At 63.7% G+C, this 16,068-nt stretch carries 15 protein-coding genes; 4 read left to right on the forward strand and 11 right to left on the reverse strand.

Annotated features, from left to right (window positions below):
• Window positions 1-15: 15 nt before the first annotated feature.
• The 5 genes from SB765_RS25745 to SB765_RS25765 form a co-directional block, all read right to left on the reverse strand.
• Window positions 16-753 (reverse strand): GntR family transcriptional regulator, encoded by a 738-nt coding sequence (locus SB765_RS25745; RefSeq protein WP_410932137.1) that lies wholly within the window; start codon window positions 751-753, stop codon window positions 16-18.
• 235 nt (window positions 754-988) lie between these two features.
• A complete protein-coding gene (locus SB765_RS25750; RefSeq protein WP_410932138.1) occupies window positions 989-2,503 on the reverse strand; it encodes a DHA2 family efflux MFS transporter permease subunit in 1,515 nt (504 codons plus the stop codon).
• Window positions 2,493-3,638: an HlyD family secretion protein gene (locus SB765_RS25755; RefSeq protein ID WP_410932139.1), complete on the reverse strand. Its 1,146-nt coding sequence runs from the start codon at window positions 3,636-3,638 to the stop codon at window positions 2,493-2,495. Before SB765_RS25755 ends, SB765_RS25750 begins: the two co-directional genes overlap by 11 nt.
• A gap of 60 nt (window positions 3,639-3,698) precedes the next feature.
• The gene (locus SB765_RS25760) at window positions 3,699-5,114 is read right to left on the reverse strand and encodes an efflux transporter outer membrane subunit (RefSeq protein ID WP_410932140.1); all 1,416 of its coding nucleotides are present in this window, start codon (window positions 5,112-5,114) and stop codon (window positions 3,699-3,701) included.
• A gap of 103 nt (window positions 5,115-5,217) precedes the next feature.
• A complete protein-coding gene (locus SB765_RS25765) occupies window positions 5,218-5,928 on the reverse strand; it encodes an AraC family transcriptional regulator (protein ID WP_341798009.1) in 711 nt (236 codons plus the stop codon).
• Window positions 5,929-6,453: 525 nt separating this feature from the next.
• On the opposite strand from SB765_RS25765, the gene SB765_RS25770 reads away from it, so the two are divergent.
• Window positions 6,454-6,711 (forward strand): hypothetical protein, encoded by a 258-nt coding sequence (locus SB765_RS25770; protein WP_341798010.1) that lies wholly within the window; start codon window positions 6,454-6,456, stop codon window positions 6,709-6,711.
• Window positions 6,712-6,715: 4 nt separating this feature from the next.
• On the forward strand, window positions 6,716-6,988 hold the full coding sequence (locus tag SB765_RS25775; protein WP_019472880.1) for a DUF3077 domain-containing protein: 273 nt from the start codon (window positions 6,716-6,718) through the stop codon (window positions 6,986-6,988).
• An 86-nt stretch (window positions 6,989-7,074) separates the two neighbouring features.
• Here the strand turns inward: SB765_RS25775 and SB765_RS25780 are convergent, their stop codons facing one another.
• Window positions 7,075-7,518, reverse strand: a complete 444-nt coding sequence (locus tag SB765_RS25780) for an acetyltransferase (protein WP_341798011.1) — start codon at window positions 7,516-7,518, stop codon at window positions 7,075-7,077.
• A gap of 267 nt (window positions 7,519-7,785) precedes the next feature.
• Here SB765_RS25780 and SB765_RS25785 point away from each other — a divergent pair, with 267 nt between their 5' ends.
• Complete coding sequence (locus tag SB765_RS25785; RefSeq protein WP_341798012.1) at window positions 7,786-8,712, forward strand: LysR substrate-binding domain-containing protein; 927 nt, start codon at window positions 7,786-7,788, stop codon at window positions 8,710-8,712.
• Window positions 8,713-8,944: 232 nt separating this feature from the next.
• On the opposite strand, the gene SB765_RS25790 is transcribed toward SB765_RS25785, so the two are convergent.
• The 4 genes from SB765_RS25790 to lysA all read right to left on the reverse strand — a co-directional run bounded on the left by SB765_RS25790 (window position 8,945) and on the right by lysA (window position 14,466).
• Window positions 8,945-11,431: a TonB-dependent siderophore receptor gene (locus tag SB765_RS25790; RefSeq protein WP_410932141.1), complete on the reverse strand. Its 2,487-nt coding sequence runs from the start codon at window positions 11,429-11,431 to the stop codon at window positions 8,945-8,947.
• A 110-nt stretch (window positions 11,432-11,541) separates the two neighbouring features.
• The gene (locus tag SB765_RS25795) at window positions 11,542-12,477 is read right to left on the reverse strand and encodes a FecR domain-containing protein (RefSeq protein ID WP_410932142.1); all 936 of its coding nucleotides are present in this window, start codon (window positions 12,475-12,477) and stop codon (window positions 11,542-11,544) included.
• Window positions 12,478-12,482: 5 nt separating this feature from the next.
• Window positions 12,483-12,983, reverse strand: a complete 501-nt coding sequence (locus SB765_RS25800; protein WP_341798015.1) for a sigma-70 family RNA polymerase sigma factor — start codon at window positions 12,981-12,983, stop codon at window positions 12,483-12,485.
• 250 nt (window positions 12,984-13,233) lie between these two features.
• The gene (gene lysA, locus SB765_RS25805) at window positions 13,234-14,466 is read right to left on the reverse strand and encodes a diaminopimelate decarboxylase (protein ID WP_410932143.1); all 1,233 of its coding nucleotides are present in this window, start codon (window positions 14,464-14,466) and stop codon (window positions 13,234-13,236) included.
• A gap of 123 nt (window positions 14,467-14,589) precedes the next feature.
• Between lysA and SB765_RS25810 the strand changes: the two genes are divergently transcribed.
• The gene (locus SB765_RS25810; RefSeq protein ID WP_341798016.1) at window positions 14,590-15,495 is read left to right on the forward strand and encodes a LysR family transcriptional regulator; all 906 of its coding nucleotides are present in this window, start codon (window positions 14,590-14,592) and stop codon (window positions 15,493-15,495) included.
• Between the two features lie 127 nt (window positions 15,496-15,622).
• Here SB765_RS25810 and SB765_RS25815 read toward each other — a convergent pair whose 3' ends face one another.
• On the reverse strand, window positions 15,623-15,976 hold the full coding sequence (locus SB765_RS25815) for a hypothetical protein (RefSeq protein ID WP_016500798.1): 354 nt from the start codon (window positions 15,974-15,976) through the stop codon (window positions 15,623-15,625).
• Window positions 15,977-16,068 lie beyond the last annotated feature (92 nt).

Below are 16,068 nucleotides of genomic sequence, written 5' to 3' on the forward strand. Positions count from 1 at the left end.
CGCCTTTGGGACGGATCAGGTGGGCGAGCGATCCCGGCGCATCTGGGTCACCAGGGTAAAGCGGTCATCCGGGTGCACGGTTTCGGAAACCGCCATCAGATCACCGTTTTCCTCGCGGTAATGGCGGATGATCTTCAACCCCGGTGAACCCGCTTCGGCCTTCAGCGCCCGGGCCATTTCTGCGGTCAGCAGCACTGCCCGCACCTGCTGGTCGACCACCGCGATCGCCCGGCCATAGTGCTGCTCGATCAACCCCGCAATCAGCTGGTCGGGGTGCTCGCGGGCCCGTTCGATGACCTCGGCATAGTCGCGCTGGGCGTACACATCGGTCCAGCACAGCGGCGCGGCATTGTGCAGGCGGTCGACGCGAATGCTCGACACGCAGAAGTAATGCTCGCCCGGTACCAGCCCCAGCCGCGCCGCTTCGCTCAGGTCGGCGACGAAATGGCGGACGTCCTGGATTTCCCGCTGCTGGGTTTCGGCCAGGTGGGCCAGGTCGGCCACGCTGGCCAGCGACTGCGAGTAGCCGCCGCGCGGGCTGCGGGCTTCTACCCGGGTGCCCACGCGCTTGCGCCGTGACACCAGCCCCTGGTTGAGCAGCTGGTCGATCGCGGCGCGCACCGTGTGCCGGCTCACATTGTAAAGGTCGCACAGCTCGAACTCGGTCGGCAGCAGGCTGCCCACCGGGTAGCGGCCGTTGGCGATGCCTTCCATCAAGTCCTTTGCCACGGTGGAGTAGCGCGTCGGGTTCATACCTCTGGTCTGTCTCGCAAATTCATCGGTTGGCAGTGTAGCAGCGGCAGGGACAGGTTCGGCACCGCCGAAATGCGTGCGGTGCCGGGCCTCGCGCCGGGTGCGGCACTCTAAGCGCATGCCCCTTGTAGGAGCAGCCTTGTGCTGCGAAGAGGCCGGCATGGCCAACACGTTTCTTTGGCAGTAATGGCCTCTTCGCAGCACAAGGCTGCTCCTACAGGGAGATGTGTCGGCATCACAATTGGTGTTTTGACCGTAACAGCAATGCCGCTACTGCACACCCGACCAACGCCAGGCACGCCAGGTAGAACGCATCACTGTAAGCCATCAGGTAAGCCTCCCGCCGAATGGTCGCCGCCAACCCCTCCAGCAGCTGCTGCTGGTGCGGCAACCAGCTCTGCACTGTCTGGTTGATGCGCTCTTGCATGCCAGGCTCGAACACTGTCACCTGCTCGTGAATACGCTCACTGTGAAAGCGCTCACGGGTGGCCACCAGTTGCGTCAACCCGGCCGTGCCGATGGCACCCCCCAGGTTGCGCAGCATGGAGAACACCGCCGAGGCCGAGCCGGCTTCACGCTTGTCCAGCCCGGCCACCGCCAGCACCGACAACGCCACCATGATGAATGGCTGGCCAATACCGCGCACCACCGTGGACGGGATGATCACGTTGTCGGCACTGTCAGCGCTCAGGCTAGCCCCCAGCCAGCAGCCCAGGGCCATGATCAGAAAGCCGCTGGCGACCATGAACTTGGCGCTGGTCCAGCCCATCAGCCGGGGCATCAACGGCGCCAGCAGCAGCTGCACCACGCCATAGGCGATCAGCGCCACGCCGACATCGTGCGCGCTGAAACCCTGCAGCTGCGACAGGTAGTTGGGCACCAGAAATACCAGGCCGAACGTGGCGGCGCCAAATATGAACATGGCCACGCTGGCGACGCCGAAGTTGTAGCGCCCGAGCAAGCGCAGGTTGATGAACGCGCGCTGGCCGAACAGCTGGGTCACCACGAACACCACCAGGGCAATGGCGGCGACCCCGCTCATGGCAACGATGAATGGCGAGCCGAACCAGTCCAGCCGGCCGCCTTCTTCCAGCACGATCTGCAAGCCACCCAGGCCGATCACCATGGCGGCGATACCCAGCCAGTCACCTTTGCGTAGCAGCTCAAGCTTCATGGGCTTGGCCTCGATCGACCAGGCGATGGCGAACAGCAGTGCAATGCCGGGGAACAGTTGCAGATAAAAGATCCAGCGCCACGAATAGGCATCGGTCAGCCAGCCACCAATCGAGGGCCCGGCCGCCTGCGCCACGCTGTTGGCCAGGCTGAACAGCGCCATGCCCATGGCCATCTTGCTGGCCGGCAGTTCGGTGATGATCAGCTGGAACGACAGGGGAATCAGCACCGCGCCCGCAGCACCCTGGATCACCCGGATGGCAATCATCGCCTCCAGATTGGGCGCCCAGGAACAGGCCACCGAAGCTATCAGGAATATGAGTGAGCCGGTCCACATCACCCGGCGCAGCGAGAACACCTCCACCAGCCAGGCCGTCAGCGGAATCATCACGATTTCCGCCACCAGGTAGGCGGTGGAAATCCATGAGCCTTCCTCGAAGCTGGCACCCAGCGAGCCGCGGATTTCCGGCAAAGCGGCGCTGGTGACATGCACGTTCATGCCGGCCATGAAGCAGCCGAGCAAACCGCCGAGCACCGCTACCCAGGCGCGCAGCGTGACCGTTTGTTCAGTGCGCATCGGCCACCTCAGCGGGGCGGGTGTCGACCGTGCTCACCACCGACATGCCGGGCAGTACCTGCGGGCTATCCAGCGGTGTGTCCAGCAGAATGCGCACCGGGAAGCGCTGGACAATCTTGGTGAAGTTGCCGGTGGCATTGTCCGACGGCAGCAATGCGAAGACATTGCCAGAGGCCGGCGAGAAGCTGGCCACATGGCCGCGCAGTGGCTGGCTGGCGAAGCTGTCGACGCGGATTTCTACAGGCTGCCCCGGGCGCATGTTGGCCAACTGGGTTTCCTTGAAGTTGGCCACCACATAGGCCTGCTGCAGGGGCACCACGGCCAGCAGTGGCTGGCCCGGCACCACGTACTGGCCGGCGCGTACGCGGCGTTGGCCGACCACGCCCGTGATCGGTGCGCGGATCACGGTGTCCTGTTCGTCCTGCTCGGCCAACTGTTGGCGGGCCTGCGCGCGGGTCAACGCTGCCGCGCGCTGTTGCAGTTCGGCGTCAGCCTGGGCTGACCGGGCCTTGGCCATGGCCAGTTGTGACCGTTGTTGGCGCAGCGCGGCCTGGGCACCTTGCAGCGCGGCTTGCGCCTGGGTGGCATGGGCGCTGGCGGTTTCCAGGCGCTGCACGGTCGCGGCGTCGTCTCGCACAAGGCCACGGTAGCGTTGCATGTCCAAGTCACTGCGCCGCTGCTCGGCAGTGGCACTGCGCATGGCAGCTTCAGCCTGCAGGATGGCTTGTTGTTGCTGGTTGATACGCTCGCTGGCCACCTGCTGGCGGGCCTGGGCGGCCACCAGTGTCGCCTGCGCCTCGGCCACACCTGCCTGGGCCTGGTCAAGGCGGGCGCGGTAATCGCGGCTTTGCAGGCGTACCAGTACATCGCCGGCTCTCACGGGCTGGTCGTCAGCCACTGCGACCTCGGCCACGTAACCGGCCACGCGTGGGCTCAGGGCCACCCAGTCGGCGCGGACGTAGGCATCGTCGGTGGTTTCCAGGTAGCGGCCGGTGGTGAGCCAGTAGCTGGTGAAGGCCAGCAGGACGATTGCTGCCAGGCTGCCGCTGGCGGTGTAGGCCAGTCGGCGACGGGATCTGGCTTTGGCCCGCTGTTCAGTTTCGGCTGGTGCGGTTTGTTCTACGGCGACATTCATGTTCGGTTTCCATGCTTGATTTCTGGGGCCGCTAAGCAGCCCCATTTGTTGTTACCTGAGCTACCACCGCCCGCCCAGGGCGCGGAACAGGTTGACCTGCGCCTGCGCCAGGCGCCCTCGGGCTTCTACGTGGCTGGCCCGCAGGCGGATCAGTTCTCGCTCGCTGTCGAGCAAGGCCAGCCCGTCCACGGTACCGGCGCGGTAGTTGCCCTGGGCCATGGCATAACCGCGCTGGCTGTGCGTCAGGGCGGCATCCAGCGCCTGCAACCGCTGCCGCTCACCGTCATAGCGGGCAAGGGCCTGGCGCACGTCCTTGAGCGCGCTCAGCGCCGCACCGCGGTAATGGGCAACCTGCGCTTGCTGCAATGCCTCGGCTTTGCCGACCCTCGCACGGTTGGCCTTCATATTCGGAAACTCCCAACGGATCAGCGGGCCAATGCCGAACATCACCGCGCGGCTGTCGCCGAGGTTGGCCAGGTGATGGTCCGAGGAGGTCAGCGAAGCGCCGAAGCTGACCTTCGGATACAGGTCGGCCCGGACGATGTCGGTTTCCAGGGTGGCAGCCTGCAGTTCCCGTTCGGCCTGGCGCACATCCGGCCGGCGTTCGAGCAAATGCCAGCCATCGCCGGCCGGTAGCGGCGCCGACAGCGTGGGGATGGTGGTGCAAGTCGCAGTGTCGGCCAGCGAGGCCTGGCCACTGAGCATGCCAAGTTCGTAAAGCGCCATCTGCCGCCGGGCTGCAAGCATCGGCAGCTGCGCCCGCACTTGTTCCCGTAAGCCCAGCAGGCGCTCGCTGTCGAGGGCAGTGGCCACGCCGGCCTGGCGCTGGCGTTCGCTCAGTTGCACGCTGTGGTCGAGGGTTTGCAAGGACTGCTTAGCCTCGTCCAGGCGCGCCGCGTAGATGCACTGGTCGATGTAGGCGCGGCTGGTCTGGGCGACCACTTGCAGGCGCACCAGGTCCAGCGCCGCAGCACTGGCTTCGGCCTGGGCCCGGGCGCGCTCGATGGCAGCGCGCACCTGGCCCCAGATATCCAGCTGGTAGGCCAACTCGATACCTGGGTTGAATTGCCATTGAGCCGGCGCGTGGCTGTCGGTCGCCTCGGCCAGGGTCTGGTCATCGGCGCTCTTGCCATAGGTGGCGGCAACGCCCATCGAGGTTGACGGCCAACGCCTGGCATCGAACTCGCCGATGCCGGCCAGCATGGCCTGCACGTTGGCCTCGGCCTGGGCCAGGTCCTGATTGTGCGCCAGGGCTTGCTGTACCCAGTGGTTAAGTTGCGGGTCCTGGAACAGCGCCCACCATTGTTCGGGTAATGGTTGCCGGCTGACACCGGCCGGCACATTCGCCAGCGGGTTGGCCAGCAGCGCTGCGGGTGGCTCGGCAGGTGCGGGTTGCCGGGTGCACGCCGCCAGTACGCCGAGCATGGCGAGTACGGCAAACCGGGCACGGAAGGGGAATGAAGGCTGTAAGGGCATCACACATGTCGCTCAAGGGTGGTGATGCGAGGTTAACGAGGGTGGGACGCACGCCGCTGCCGCAAGCGGGACAACCCTGCGCGCAAGTGGGACAACCTGGGGCTCAGTACCCGCGCGCGGTACTGTTTTGCCAATCGCTCGGCGCGTAGCCGAGGATGCGCTTGAACATGGCGGCAAAGGCGCTGGCGCTCTGGTAGCCGTGCTCCAGCGCCACGTTCAGGATCGGCTGGCCATCGGCCAGGCACTGCTGGCTGAGCATCACCCGGGCACGGGCGCGCCATTCGCCATACGACATGCCCACCTCGCGCTGGAACAGCCGCGCCACGCTGCGGGCACTCATGTTCAGTTGCGCGCCGCATTGCTCCAAGGTCAGGTCCTGGGCCGGGTCTTGCAGGAAGCGTTCGCACCAGGCGCGCAGCCGCGCATGTTGCGGTTGCGGCACAAAGGCATCGATGCGCCTGGCAGTGGCCAACTCAAGCTGGATCAGTGCCCGCACGTGCTCGCCGTCACGCAGGTCGAGCATGCGTGATGCAGCCAGGATCAGTTCGTGCAGCAGGCCGGACACAACGATGACCTGGCAGCGGTCGATGCGCGCATCGAGCAGCAGGGTGCGCATGCAGACCACCCCCTCCATGCGGATGGCATGGCTGACCCCGGCGGGCATCCACAACGCATGCCCGCCAGGGATCACCCAGCTACCGCCTTCGCTGCTGACCCGCATGACGCCGCTGGCGGCGTAGATCAGCTGGTCTTCGGCGTGGCAGTGGCTGGCCACCTCTTCGCCGTGTCCGTAGTCCATTTCCAATGCTTGCATACGGGGCATCCTCGGTGTTGGATCCGATTATACGGCGGCCTATTGGTGCTGGATTGCGAAGATTGGTGGTTCGGCGCAATTTTTCAGCGACTGTGCAATCGAGCGCCGCCCGCGCGGCGCTCGATCTTGTAGGCGCTGAACATGTTGCGGCAAGCACCTGGTGGCCCTGACCCGATCCCTTGGCAGGCACCTCAAAGCCATGCCCTGTAAGACAATTCTGAACATGAAACCAAATGCTTCAGAATCAACCCGCTTAGGAATTATCCTACGCGCACTGCTGAACTATCGCTGTTGTCGGGGAAGTACCTCAGGGATAACGTTTTCGCGTCGCTCCGGCGACCGGGCATGAGAACCCGACAGTCAAGCTAGCAGCACCTTCATGGTGGCCGTACGTGGGCGGGCCTTCGCCTGGCCGGGCCTTTGCTAGCTTCTGCCCGGTTTTCTCACACCTGCGTACGGCTGCCGCCTTCAATCCATGAGAAAGATTCAGGTGGTGGTTCCTTCCCTAGAAGCTGGAATTACACAATGAAAAAGCTCGTCCCCGATCCACCCCTCCGCCCAATCAATACCCCGTTCTTCACCCCCAAATCCGACATCTACCCGCCCCTCGCCCTCGCGCACGTGATCGAGCTGCTACGCGGCGTCATCGAAACCCTTGACGAACAATGCCGCAGCCACGCTGGCGATGCCGGCCTGGGCAATGCCCTGCATGCAACTGAAATCGCCCATTCGCTGGTAACACATTCGCATGCACGGCTGTTCGGCCAAAAGGAAGAGGGATGAAAACATGGCAGACGAACCCAAGGTCATCCTCACCATCGGCGCAGAAACCTTCCTCGAAGTCGGCAACCCGCCAAAGGATCTGCTGCGGGTCCAGCCCGGCATTCCTATCGATGATGCCTACGAGCAAGTTTCGATCCTGCTGAGCTACATCAAGCATCTACTGCGCGAAGGCGATATGGAGGACGACCACAAATTCCTGGGCGCCGCCGATTACCTCACGGCGTTGGCCAAGGCATTGATGAACGAAGTCGAGCTGACCAAAAATACCTTGCGCTGAGCGGCTGCCCTCGGGGGGGCCGCTTTGCGGCCCTTTTTGCGACACATGGCCCGATGGACCGGTCCATCGCGGTGTGTGCCTTCTGGTCACGCCTGGGTGGGCAAGCTCATATGCAGCAAGGGGAACGGCCGGCCTTCGCCATCCAGCGGAGAGCGGCCCGTCTGGACGAAGCCGTAGTGCTCGTAGAACCCTGTTGCCTGGGGGTTCTGCTCGTTGACATCGACACTCATCGCGTTACGCGACTGGCGGCCAAAATCCAGCAGCGCCCGGCCAATACCTTGGCCATGTCGCTCGGGGTCGACGAAGAGCATTTCCACGTGGTTTTCATTGAAACCGATGAAGCCCAGCAGCTGGTCATCGGTGTCTGCTGCAACCCACAGCTCGACGGCCGGGAAATACACGTCGCGCAGCTGTGGCAACAGCGCGTCGATGTCGGACGGTTGCAGAAATTGGTGTGTGGCGCGTACGGCGCACAGCCAGATGTCGAGCAGCTGCGGATAGTCTGCAGCAATGCCTTGGCGAATGATCATGGGGTCATCCTGAATGTATAGATGGCAGATGGGCGCGCCAAAAGGTGGCGGCCATGCAGGTGTCGGCATCATGAATGACCGCTTCGCGATTTAACGCCTGGGCGGTGCACGGCAGGGGAAGCCGGAAGGGAAGTTGGCGGAAGGTTACCCGGATTGCGCAGTGTGGGGCAATGCAGCCTGAGTCGGGTTTTCCGGTTTTTACTCGACCGCAATCCATATCGATGCTGGAATTGAGTCCGCACGTCATGGCCATGGCCGGGAGCCCCAATGAACCGCAACGAACTGCGCAAAGCCGATATCAATTTGATGGTGGTGTTCGAAGCCCTGATGCAGGAGCGCAACCTCACCCGTGCCGCAGAAAAGCTGTTTGTCGCCCAACCCACGGTCAGTGCCGCGCTGGCCAGGTTGCGGGCAATGTTCAACGACCCGTTGCTGATCCGCGTGGGCAACCGCATGGAACCGTCGGCCAGGGCCGAAGAGGTCATCAAGTACCTCACCCCGGCACTGGACGCGATGTCCGTCGCCCTCAGCCTGTCCCATGATTTTGACCCGCTCACCAGCAAGATGACCTTCCGCATCGGTTTGTCCGATGATGTCGAGTCGGGGCTGTTGCCGCCGTTGCTGCGGGCGCTGCGGGTGGAGGCACCGAATGTGGTGGTGGTCGTGCAGCACGTGGATTACTGGCGCATTCCGGACTTGCTGGCCGCAGGCGATGTGACGGTCGGCATCAGCCAGACCAAGGGGCTGCCGGCCAACGCCAAGCGCAAGGTGCTGCGCACGATGCAGGGCAGGGTGGTGCGGGCCGACAAATCAGCCACACCACTGACGCTGGATGAGTTCTGCGCCCGCCCGCACGTTCAGGTCTCGCCCACCGCCAATACACAAGGTGTGGTCGATGACTGGCTGAAAGAGATCGGCCGCGAACGCAAGGTGGTGTTGTCGGTGCCGCAGTTCAGCTCGTTGCCGGCCATTCTGGCCGGGACCGACCTGCTGGCCTGCTGCCCGGACTATGCCGCGCAAGGTATGGAGCGTTGGGGCAACCTGCAGGCCGAGACGCTGCCGTTCGAGACGGCTGCGCTGGAGCTGGCCATGGTCTGGCTGAGCACTACCGACAGCGACCCGGCCGAACGCTGGCTGCGCAGCCGCCTGCAGCAATACATGAGCGGCGAGCGTGAAGTGGCGATCGGGCTCTAGCCGCGATCATTGTGCGGATGACTACCGGGCAAGCCTTGTTCGGGCGCATGAGCGATTTCCTTATCTGCTAAAACAGTCAATGGGTTGACGCGGCCCGTGTAGGAGCGACCTTGTGTCGCGATGGGCCGCGCAGCGGCCCCAGGGTTTGAGCCAACCTGCTTCATTTGCCGGGGCCACCTTGCGCCCCATCGTTCTGTTCTCTGCACGATCCCCCGCAACCGCCCGTGATCGCTTAGAACGTGCCTTGCAAGGTCATCATGAAGTTGCGCGGTTCGCCATAGAAGTTGCCCCACGCCGGCGCACCGATGGTGGCGTAGTACTTCTTGTCGAACAGGTTGTTGCCGTTTAGCGCGACCGTCCAGTTCGGGTCGATGCGGTACTGCACGCGGCCGTTCCATACGGTGTAGCCCGCCTGCTCGACGCGGGTAGTGCCGGTGGTACGGAAGTTCTCGCTCTGGCTGTTCAGGCCGGCGCCGACGGTGAAGCGCTCCAGTGCACCGCCCAGCTGGTAGTCACCCCACACCTTGAGCATGTGCCGCGGGATGAAGCTGGAGGTGAAGGTCAGCTCGGTGGGGTCGGTGTCTTCGATGGTACTCAGGTACTTGGTCTGGGTGTAGGTGTAACCCGCCAGCAGCTGCAGCCGCTCGATTGGCGAGCCGCTGATCTCGGCCTCGAAACCCTGCGCACGCACCTTGCCGCTGTCGGTGTAGCAATAGCCGTCGCCTGACGGGCAGGCTTCGTTGTAGTCGGTTTCCGCGCGGTGATTCTCGATGGTGCGGAACAGGTTGAACGAGGTGTTCAATGCGCCGTCAAGCAGCTCGCCCTTGATGCCAATCTCATAGTTGGCACCGGTCTTGGGCTGTAACGCCTGCCGCTCGGCATTCACCTTGTCGCTCTGCGGCTGGAAGATGTCGGCGTAGCTGGCGTAGGCGGTCCACTGGTCGTTCAGGTCGTACAGCACGGCGGCGAACGGCGTGACCTGGCCGTTTTCTTCACTGCGGTTATGTACCCAGTAATCGTAGAACTGGGTATAGGAGTCGCTCTTGTTGCGGTACCAGCTGACCCGCGCGCCCAGCACCAGGGTCAGCGGCTCTGCCAGCTTCAGCCGCAGGTTGGCGTAAGTGCCGTACTGGGTGGTGGTGGAGTCGGTTGGCACGCTGCCGCCGCGGGTCGGGTTAACCAGGTAATCGCCCTTGGACGGTTGTGGGAAGTTCGCGGTCGGGTTGAACGGGTCCTGCTTGGCGTTCAGCAGCATAAGCGCGAAGTAGTCATGGGTTTTCTGCCGGCTGGCGTTGGCACCGATGATCAGCTCGTGCTGGAGGCCGAACGCCTCGAACTTGCCATCGACATAGCTATCGAAGCCGTAGTCGTCCTGGTCGTAGTCGAAACGACCGGCTCGCACGTTCATGCTGGCGGTGCTGGCGCCGACCGGTACCGTACCTTCGGAGTAGGCGTATTCGATATCCTGATCGTTGTGGGTGTAGATCGAGGCGAAGTTCAGCGTCCAGTCATCGTTGAAGCGGTGCTTGAGGTCGGCGAACCCGGTAATACGTTGGCTTTGCAGGTCGTTCCAGCTGGCCCCCAGGCAGGTGGAGCGCGACAGCTTCAGGTCACTGCCATCGGCGTAGCGTGGCAGGCCGGAATAGCACGGTGTGGCATCGACATCCTCGTAGGCCAGGCCAAAGCCAAGGGTGGTGTCGGCGGTGACGTCCCAGTCGATGGCGCCGTACAGTATCTGGTCCTGGCGCTTGGCTGTGTCATAGAAGTACTGGCGGTCCTGCAGCGATGCCACGGCGCGCCCCCGCACGGTTCCCGACTCGTTCAGCGGACCGCCTACATCCACCTGGCCGCGGTAGTTGTCCCAGCTGCCTGCAGACAGGGTGACGGTGGTGGCGGCTTGTTCCTGGCCACGCTTGCGTACGAAGTTGACGCCCCCGGCAGAAGAGCCGGAGCCCTTCATCATGCCGGCTGCGCCTTTGAGGATTTCAACGCGGTCGTAGAACGCCATGTCGCTGGAAAAGCTGTTGGCCTGCACGTAGTTGCCGCCCACGTCCAGCGGCACGCCGTCGTACTGGTACTGGCCGTCCAGGTTGAAACCACGGGAATAGAAGTACTTGCCGCCCATGGGCGAGTCGTACACGGTGATGCCTGGGGTCTTGTCCAGCACCTGTTCCAGCGTGTTGAGGTTCTGGTCGTCGAGCATCTTGCGGGTCATCACGGTGACCGATTGCGGCGTTTCTTTCAGCGTGTGCACGCCTTTACCGATGGTCACGGCACGGGCGGTGTACGACTGGGTGCCCTCGCTGGTTGCATCCAGCCGGTTGGCGTCGATGTTCAGCGGCCCGAGCTCCATGGCCGAGCCGGTGTCGGCAGGTACCAGCACATAGCCGCCATTGCCCTGACGCTGCGCCTGCAAGCCACTGTTGCCCAGCAGGCGCATCAGCCCTTCCTCGACGCTGTAGCTGCCCTCCAGGCCCGCGCTGCTGAGGTGGCGCGTTTGTGCGGTGTCGAACGAAATGGTCACGCCCGCCTGCACGCCAAACTGGGTGATGGCATTGCCCAAGGGGCCAGCGGCGACATGGTAGGCAGTCTGGCTTTGGGCCATGGCCTGGGCAGGCATCAGCAGCAGGCCCGGCGCGCTGGCCAAAGACATGCCGAACAACACCAGGCGCACGGCCTGGCTCAGCTTGGTTGCAGGGGTGGGGTGCAGGTGAGGCATTTCGTGATCCTTCCGAGTCATGGCAGAAAGTCGCTGTCGTCGCGGCTTGTGTCAGGGACGGACGAGAATCGAAATCAGCAAGATTGCGGCGAAAGTTTTTTTGCAGTGGCTCAGACGGGTTCCACACTCACCCAATAGCGGCTGAGGTAGCGGAGCTTCACGGGCAGTGTTTTTGGCAGGTTGGCCAGGGCGATGTCGGTGTCGTCAATACGGAACGCGCCGGAAATGCTCATGGCCTGAATCGACGAGGCGCAGCGCAGCACGCCTGGGCGATAACGCCCCAGTTCTTCGATGAAGTCGCCCAGCTGCCAGTCGTTCACACTCAGCATGCCCTGCAGCCAGGCTGTCGAATCCACGGGCAGGGCATGTGCGCTGGCGAAGTCGTCGCGGTCAAAATTCACTTGCTGGCTGGCCTGCAGTTGCAGCACCCGATCAGGGTGGTGCTGCGGGCGTACGTCGACAGAGCCCTGCAGCACGCCCACGCGCGTCTGCTGGGCAAGTTTGCGGATGCTGAACTCGGTACTACGGGTGAGCACGCTGCCGTCTTCGGTGTGCACGATGAACGGGCGCTGCTGAAGGCCATTGATCGGGCGCACCAGGATTTCCCCTTGGTACAGCTGGATCGCCCGTACCTTGGCGTCGTAGCGCACATCCAGCGCGGTATTCACGTTCAGCTCAAGCTGCGAGCCATCCTCCAGCTGTATGGCGCGCCGTTCGCCGCCACGGGTGCGTTGCTGGGCCAGCAAGGCGCGATAGGGCACCTGCTCGGCTGCCAGCCAGCCACCGCCGCCCATGGCCAGCAACAGGCTCAGCACCTTCAGCACATCGCGCCGCTGTGCTTGTGCCGCGCCCAGGCTGGACAGCGCTGCCTGTGGCGGCACCATGGCCCATTGCTGCTGCAGTTTTTCTACCCGCGCCCAGGCGGCAGCATGTTGCGGGCTGGCCTGCAGCCACTGCCGCCAGGCGTAGGTGCGGGCCTCGTCGCTGGCGCCATCGTTGAGCTGCACATACCAGGAGGCAGCGGCTTCGAGTGTCTTGAGATCCATCGCCCTCAGCCTTCGACTGCCAGCAGGCAGCGGGTCATCGCTTTGATCAGGTGGTTCTTCACGGTGGTAACCGACACGCCGAAGCGCTCGGCCGCAGCGCCGTAGGTCAGGCCTTCGAGTTGAACGGCAAGGAAGATGGCGCGGGTCTTGGCGCCGAGTTCGTCGAGCAGGCTGTCGACGGCCACCAGCATTTCGATGATCGACAAGCGCACTTCCGGCGAAACCTCGACCGGCTCCGGGCGCAGGGCCAGGGCTTGCAGGTAGGCTTTTTCGATGGCGCGGCGGCGGGCTTTGTCGATCAGCAGCGCGCGGGCGATAGCGCTGAGGTAGCTGCGCGGCTCTCGGATCGGCAACGGATTACGTGCGGTCATTACCCGCAAGAACGTGTCGTGGGCCAGGTCGGAAGCATCGGCGGCGTTGCCCAGGCGGACGCGCAGCCAGCCCTTCAGCCAGCTGTTGTTTTCGCTGTACAGCTGGTGCAGGGCCTGGGGATCGAGCGTTGACATGGAGTCAAGACCGCAATATTAATGGGAATTGATCGCATTGTCGTAGTAGGGCAGGCTGATTGCAAGGATCGTGTGCATGCACACATCCTTGTGGGAGCGGGCGTGCCCGCGAAACAGGCAACACGGTGGATGGCACCGGCTCTGCCGGTGTTCGCGGGCATGCCCGCTCCCACAGAGGTTGCGCCAGCTTCTGGATGTTGAGCAAGGCAATTGCTCACACAAAGGCAGCGCGCGCACATTGAATACGTTGTTAGAACCCGGCCTCCAGGCTCAGCAGGTCCTGCACCGTCTGCCGCCGGCGAATCATCCGCAGCGTCCCGTCTTCGATCAGAAACTCCGGCAGCAACGGCCGGCTGTTGTAGTTCGACGACATCGATGCACCGTAGGCGCCGGCGTCATGGATCACCAGCAGGTCGCCCACCTGTGCCTGGGGCAGGTCCTGTGGGGTCAGTTCCTGGTCGTCCTGGGTGAACACATCACCCGATTCACACAACGGCCCGGCCACCACGGTCGGCTGCCGTGGGCGGTCCACCGGCTGGCCGTTGGCGTCGAGCAGGGTCATGCCGTGGTAAGCGCCGTACATCGCCGGGCGCATCAGGTCGTTGAAGCCGGCGTCGATCATGACGAAGGTGTTGCGGCCCACTTGCTTGACGGCGCGCACTTCAGCCACGAGGTAGCCCGACTCGGCCACCAGGAAGCGCCCTGGCTCGATTTCCATGCGCACGGGGTGGCCCAGCATTGCTTCGATTTCCTTGCGCGCCACCGCCCAGGTCTGGGCGTAGCGTTGCAGGTCGACCGGCTTGTCGGTGCTGCGGTAAGGGGTGGACAGCCCGCCGCCGATGGAGAACGCCTCGATATCCACGCCCAGGCGGCCGACCAGTTCGATCATCGAGCGGGCCACCTGTTCCAGGTGCTGGTAGTCCACCCCCGAACCAATGTGCATGTGCACGCCTACCAGGTGCAGGCCATGGGCCTTGATGCACGCGAGGGCCTCGTCCAGTTCTTCGTGCCAGATGCCGTGCTTGCTGTTTTCGCCGCCGGTGTTGGTCTTGCGGCTGTGGCCATGGCCGAAGCCCGGGTTGATGCGGATCCACACGCGGTGGCCGGGCGAGCGTTCACCCAGTTGGCGCAGCATGTCGATGGAGCCGGCGTTGACTTCGATCTTCTCTGCCACCACGCGCTCCAGGGTTGGCCGGTCCAGCGCGTCGCAGGTCAGCACCACGCCGGCAGGGTCACCGTCCACGCTCGCACCCGCAGCGAAGGCCCGCTCCATTTCACCCAGCGACACGGCGTCCAGCACCAGGCCATGGGCGCGCATCAGGCGCAGCACATGCAGGTTGGGGTTGGCTTTCTGGGCGAAGCGTACGGTGTCGAATACGTTCAGCTGTTCGACACGCTCGGCGATGGTGCTGGCGTCGTACGCCCAAAGCGGCGAGCCGTGCTGGCGAACTGCCTCGGCCAGAAGGGTGAAGGGTGCGGTCATGGTGGCGCTACTCGTATAAGGAAGGCCACGAGGATGAATCAAAGCGGGAATTCAGAAAAATAGCTATTTTTCTGCTAGTCATTCATATCTGATATACCCATTGTCGACTCACCGGGTATTGCCGTGAAATTGTCCGTCCGCCACATCGAAGTGTTCCGCGCCATCATGGCCGCTGGCAGTGTCACCGGGGCGGCGCGCCTGCTGTTCACCTCGCAGCCCACTGTCAGCCGCGAATTGGCGCGCCTGGAGCAGGTGACTGGCCTGAACCTGTTCGAGCGCGAGGGAGGGCGCCTGGTGGCGACGGCCCAGGCGCTGCTGCTGATCGAAGAGGTCGAGCGTGCCTACGTCGGGCTGGAGCGCATTGATCGCTTTGCCCAGGCCATCCGCAACTTCGAGCAGGGACGGCTGGCCATCACCTGTCTGCCGCTGTTCTCCCAGACCTTGCTGCCCAAGGCCTGCCAGCGCTTCCATCAGCAGCACCGCGGTGTGAGCGTGAGCATCGTGGCGCAGGAGTCGCCGTTGCTGGAGGAGTCACTGGTGGCCCAGCAGCATGATCTTGGCCTGACCGAAATCGAGCAGATACCGCGCGGCGCTTATGGCGAATTGCTGTTCAGCGCCAACATGGTGTGCGTGTTGCCCGAGCATCACCCGTTGCAGGCCAAGGCCGAGTTGGAGCTAAGCGACTTTCACGAGGTCGATTTCATCAACCTGGCCAGCCTGGACACCTACCGCCAGCGCCTGGACCAGCACTTTCGCGCGGCGGGGGTGAACCGCCGCACGGTGATCGAGACCACCAGTGCCGCCTCGGTGTGCGCCATGGTCAGGCAAGGCCTCGGGGTGGCGATCATCAACCCGCTGAGCGGCCTGGAGGCGGCCCAGGGCGGGTTGCCGATCCGCAGGTTGCGGGTGTCGGTGCCCTACCAGGTCATGCTGATACGCCCCGACCACCGGCCGGCATCGGCAGCGGTGGAGCCGTTTTGCGAAGCGCTGCGGGTGCAGGCTAAAGCAATGCAACAAGCGCTGGCATGATCATTGTGAGAGCGGCCTTGTGTCGCGAAAGGGCTGCGCAGCAGACCCAGCAACAGGTGCCGTGATGCCGCGGCCCTTTCGCGACACAAGGCCGCTCCCACAGAGATCGTGCAACCTTTCAGCTTTATTAAAGTTCGCAGACGAAGGTCCCGGTCCCGGTCAGGATGTTTTCCAGGGTTTGCTTCACTTCGTCCAGGTCGCTCAGGTCGCTGGTAAGGGTGATCTCCAGCACCTCGTCCCCCTTCAGCGCATCCTGGTCGCCGGCCGCCACTTCGATCAGCAGGCGCTTGGCACTCAGCGTCACTTTCAGCCCATCCAGCGTCGACGGCTCGTCATCCAGGGTCAGGTCGACGGTGTCTTCGTCCGGGTAGCGGGTAAGCAGGAACATCTGTCCCTTGTCGCTGTGGCAGCACAGGGTCGCCATGTTGTCTTCCTCGTCATCGCAAGGGGTGGCGAACAGCAGGGCGGTGTTGATTTGCATGAGCAGGCTCGGATCAAAGGAAACGGAAGGGAATTCTGACAGTCTTGCGTACAGGCATAAACGTAAAGTTACCGCCCCTTGACCGAAATTGT

The organism is Pseudomonas sp. SIMBA_067 (genome assembly GCF_046534675.1).
In the GTDB taxonomy this organism is placed as follows: domain Bacteria; phylum Pseudomonadota; class Gammaproteobacteria; order Pseudomonadales; family Pseudomonadaceae; genus Aquipseudomonas; species Aquipseudomonas putida.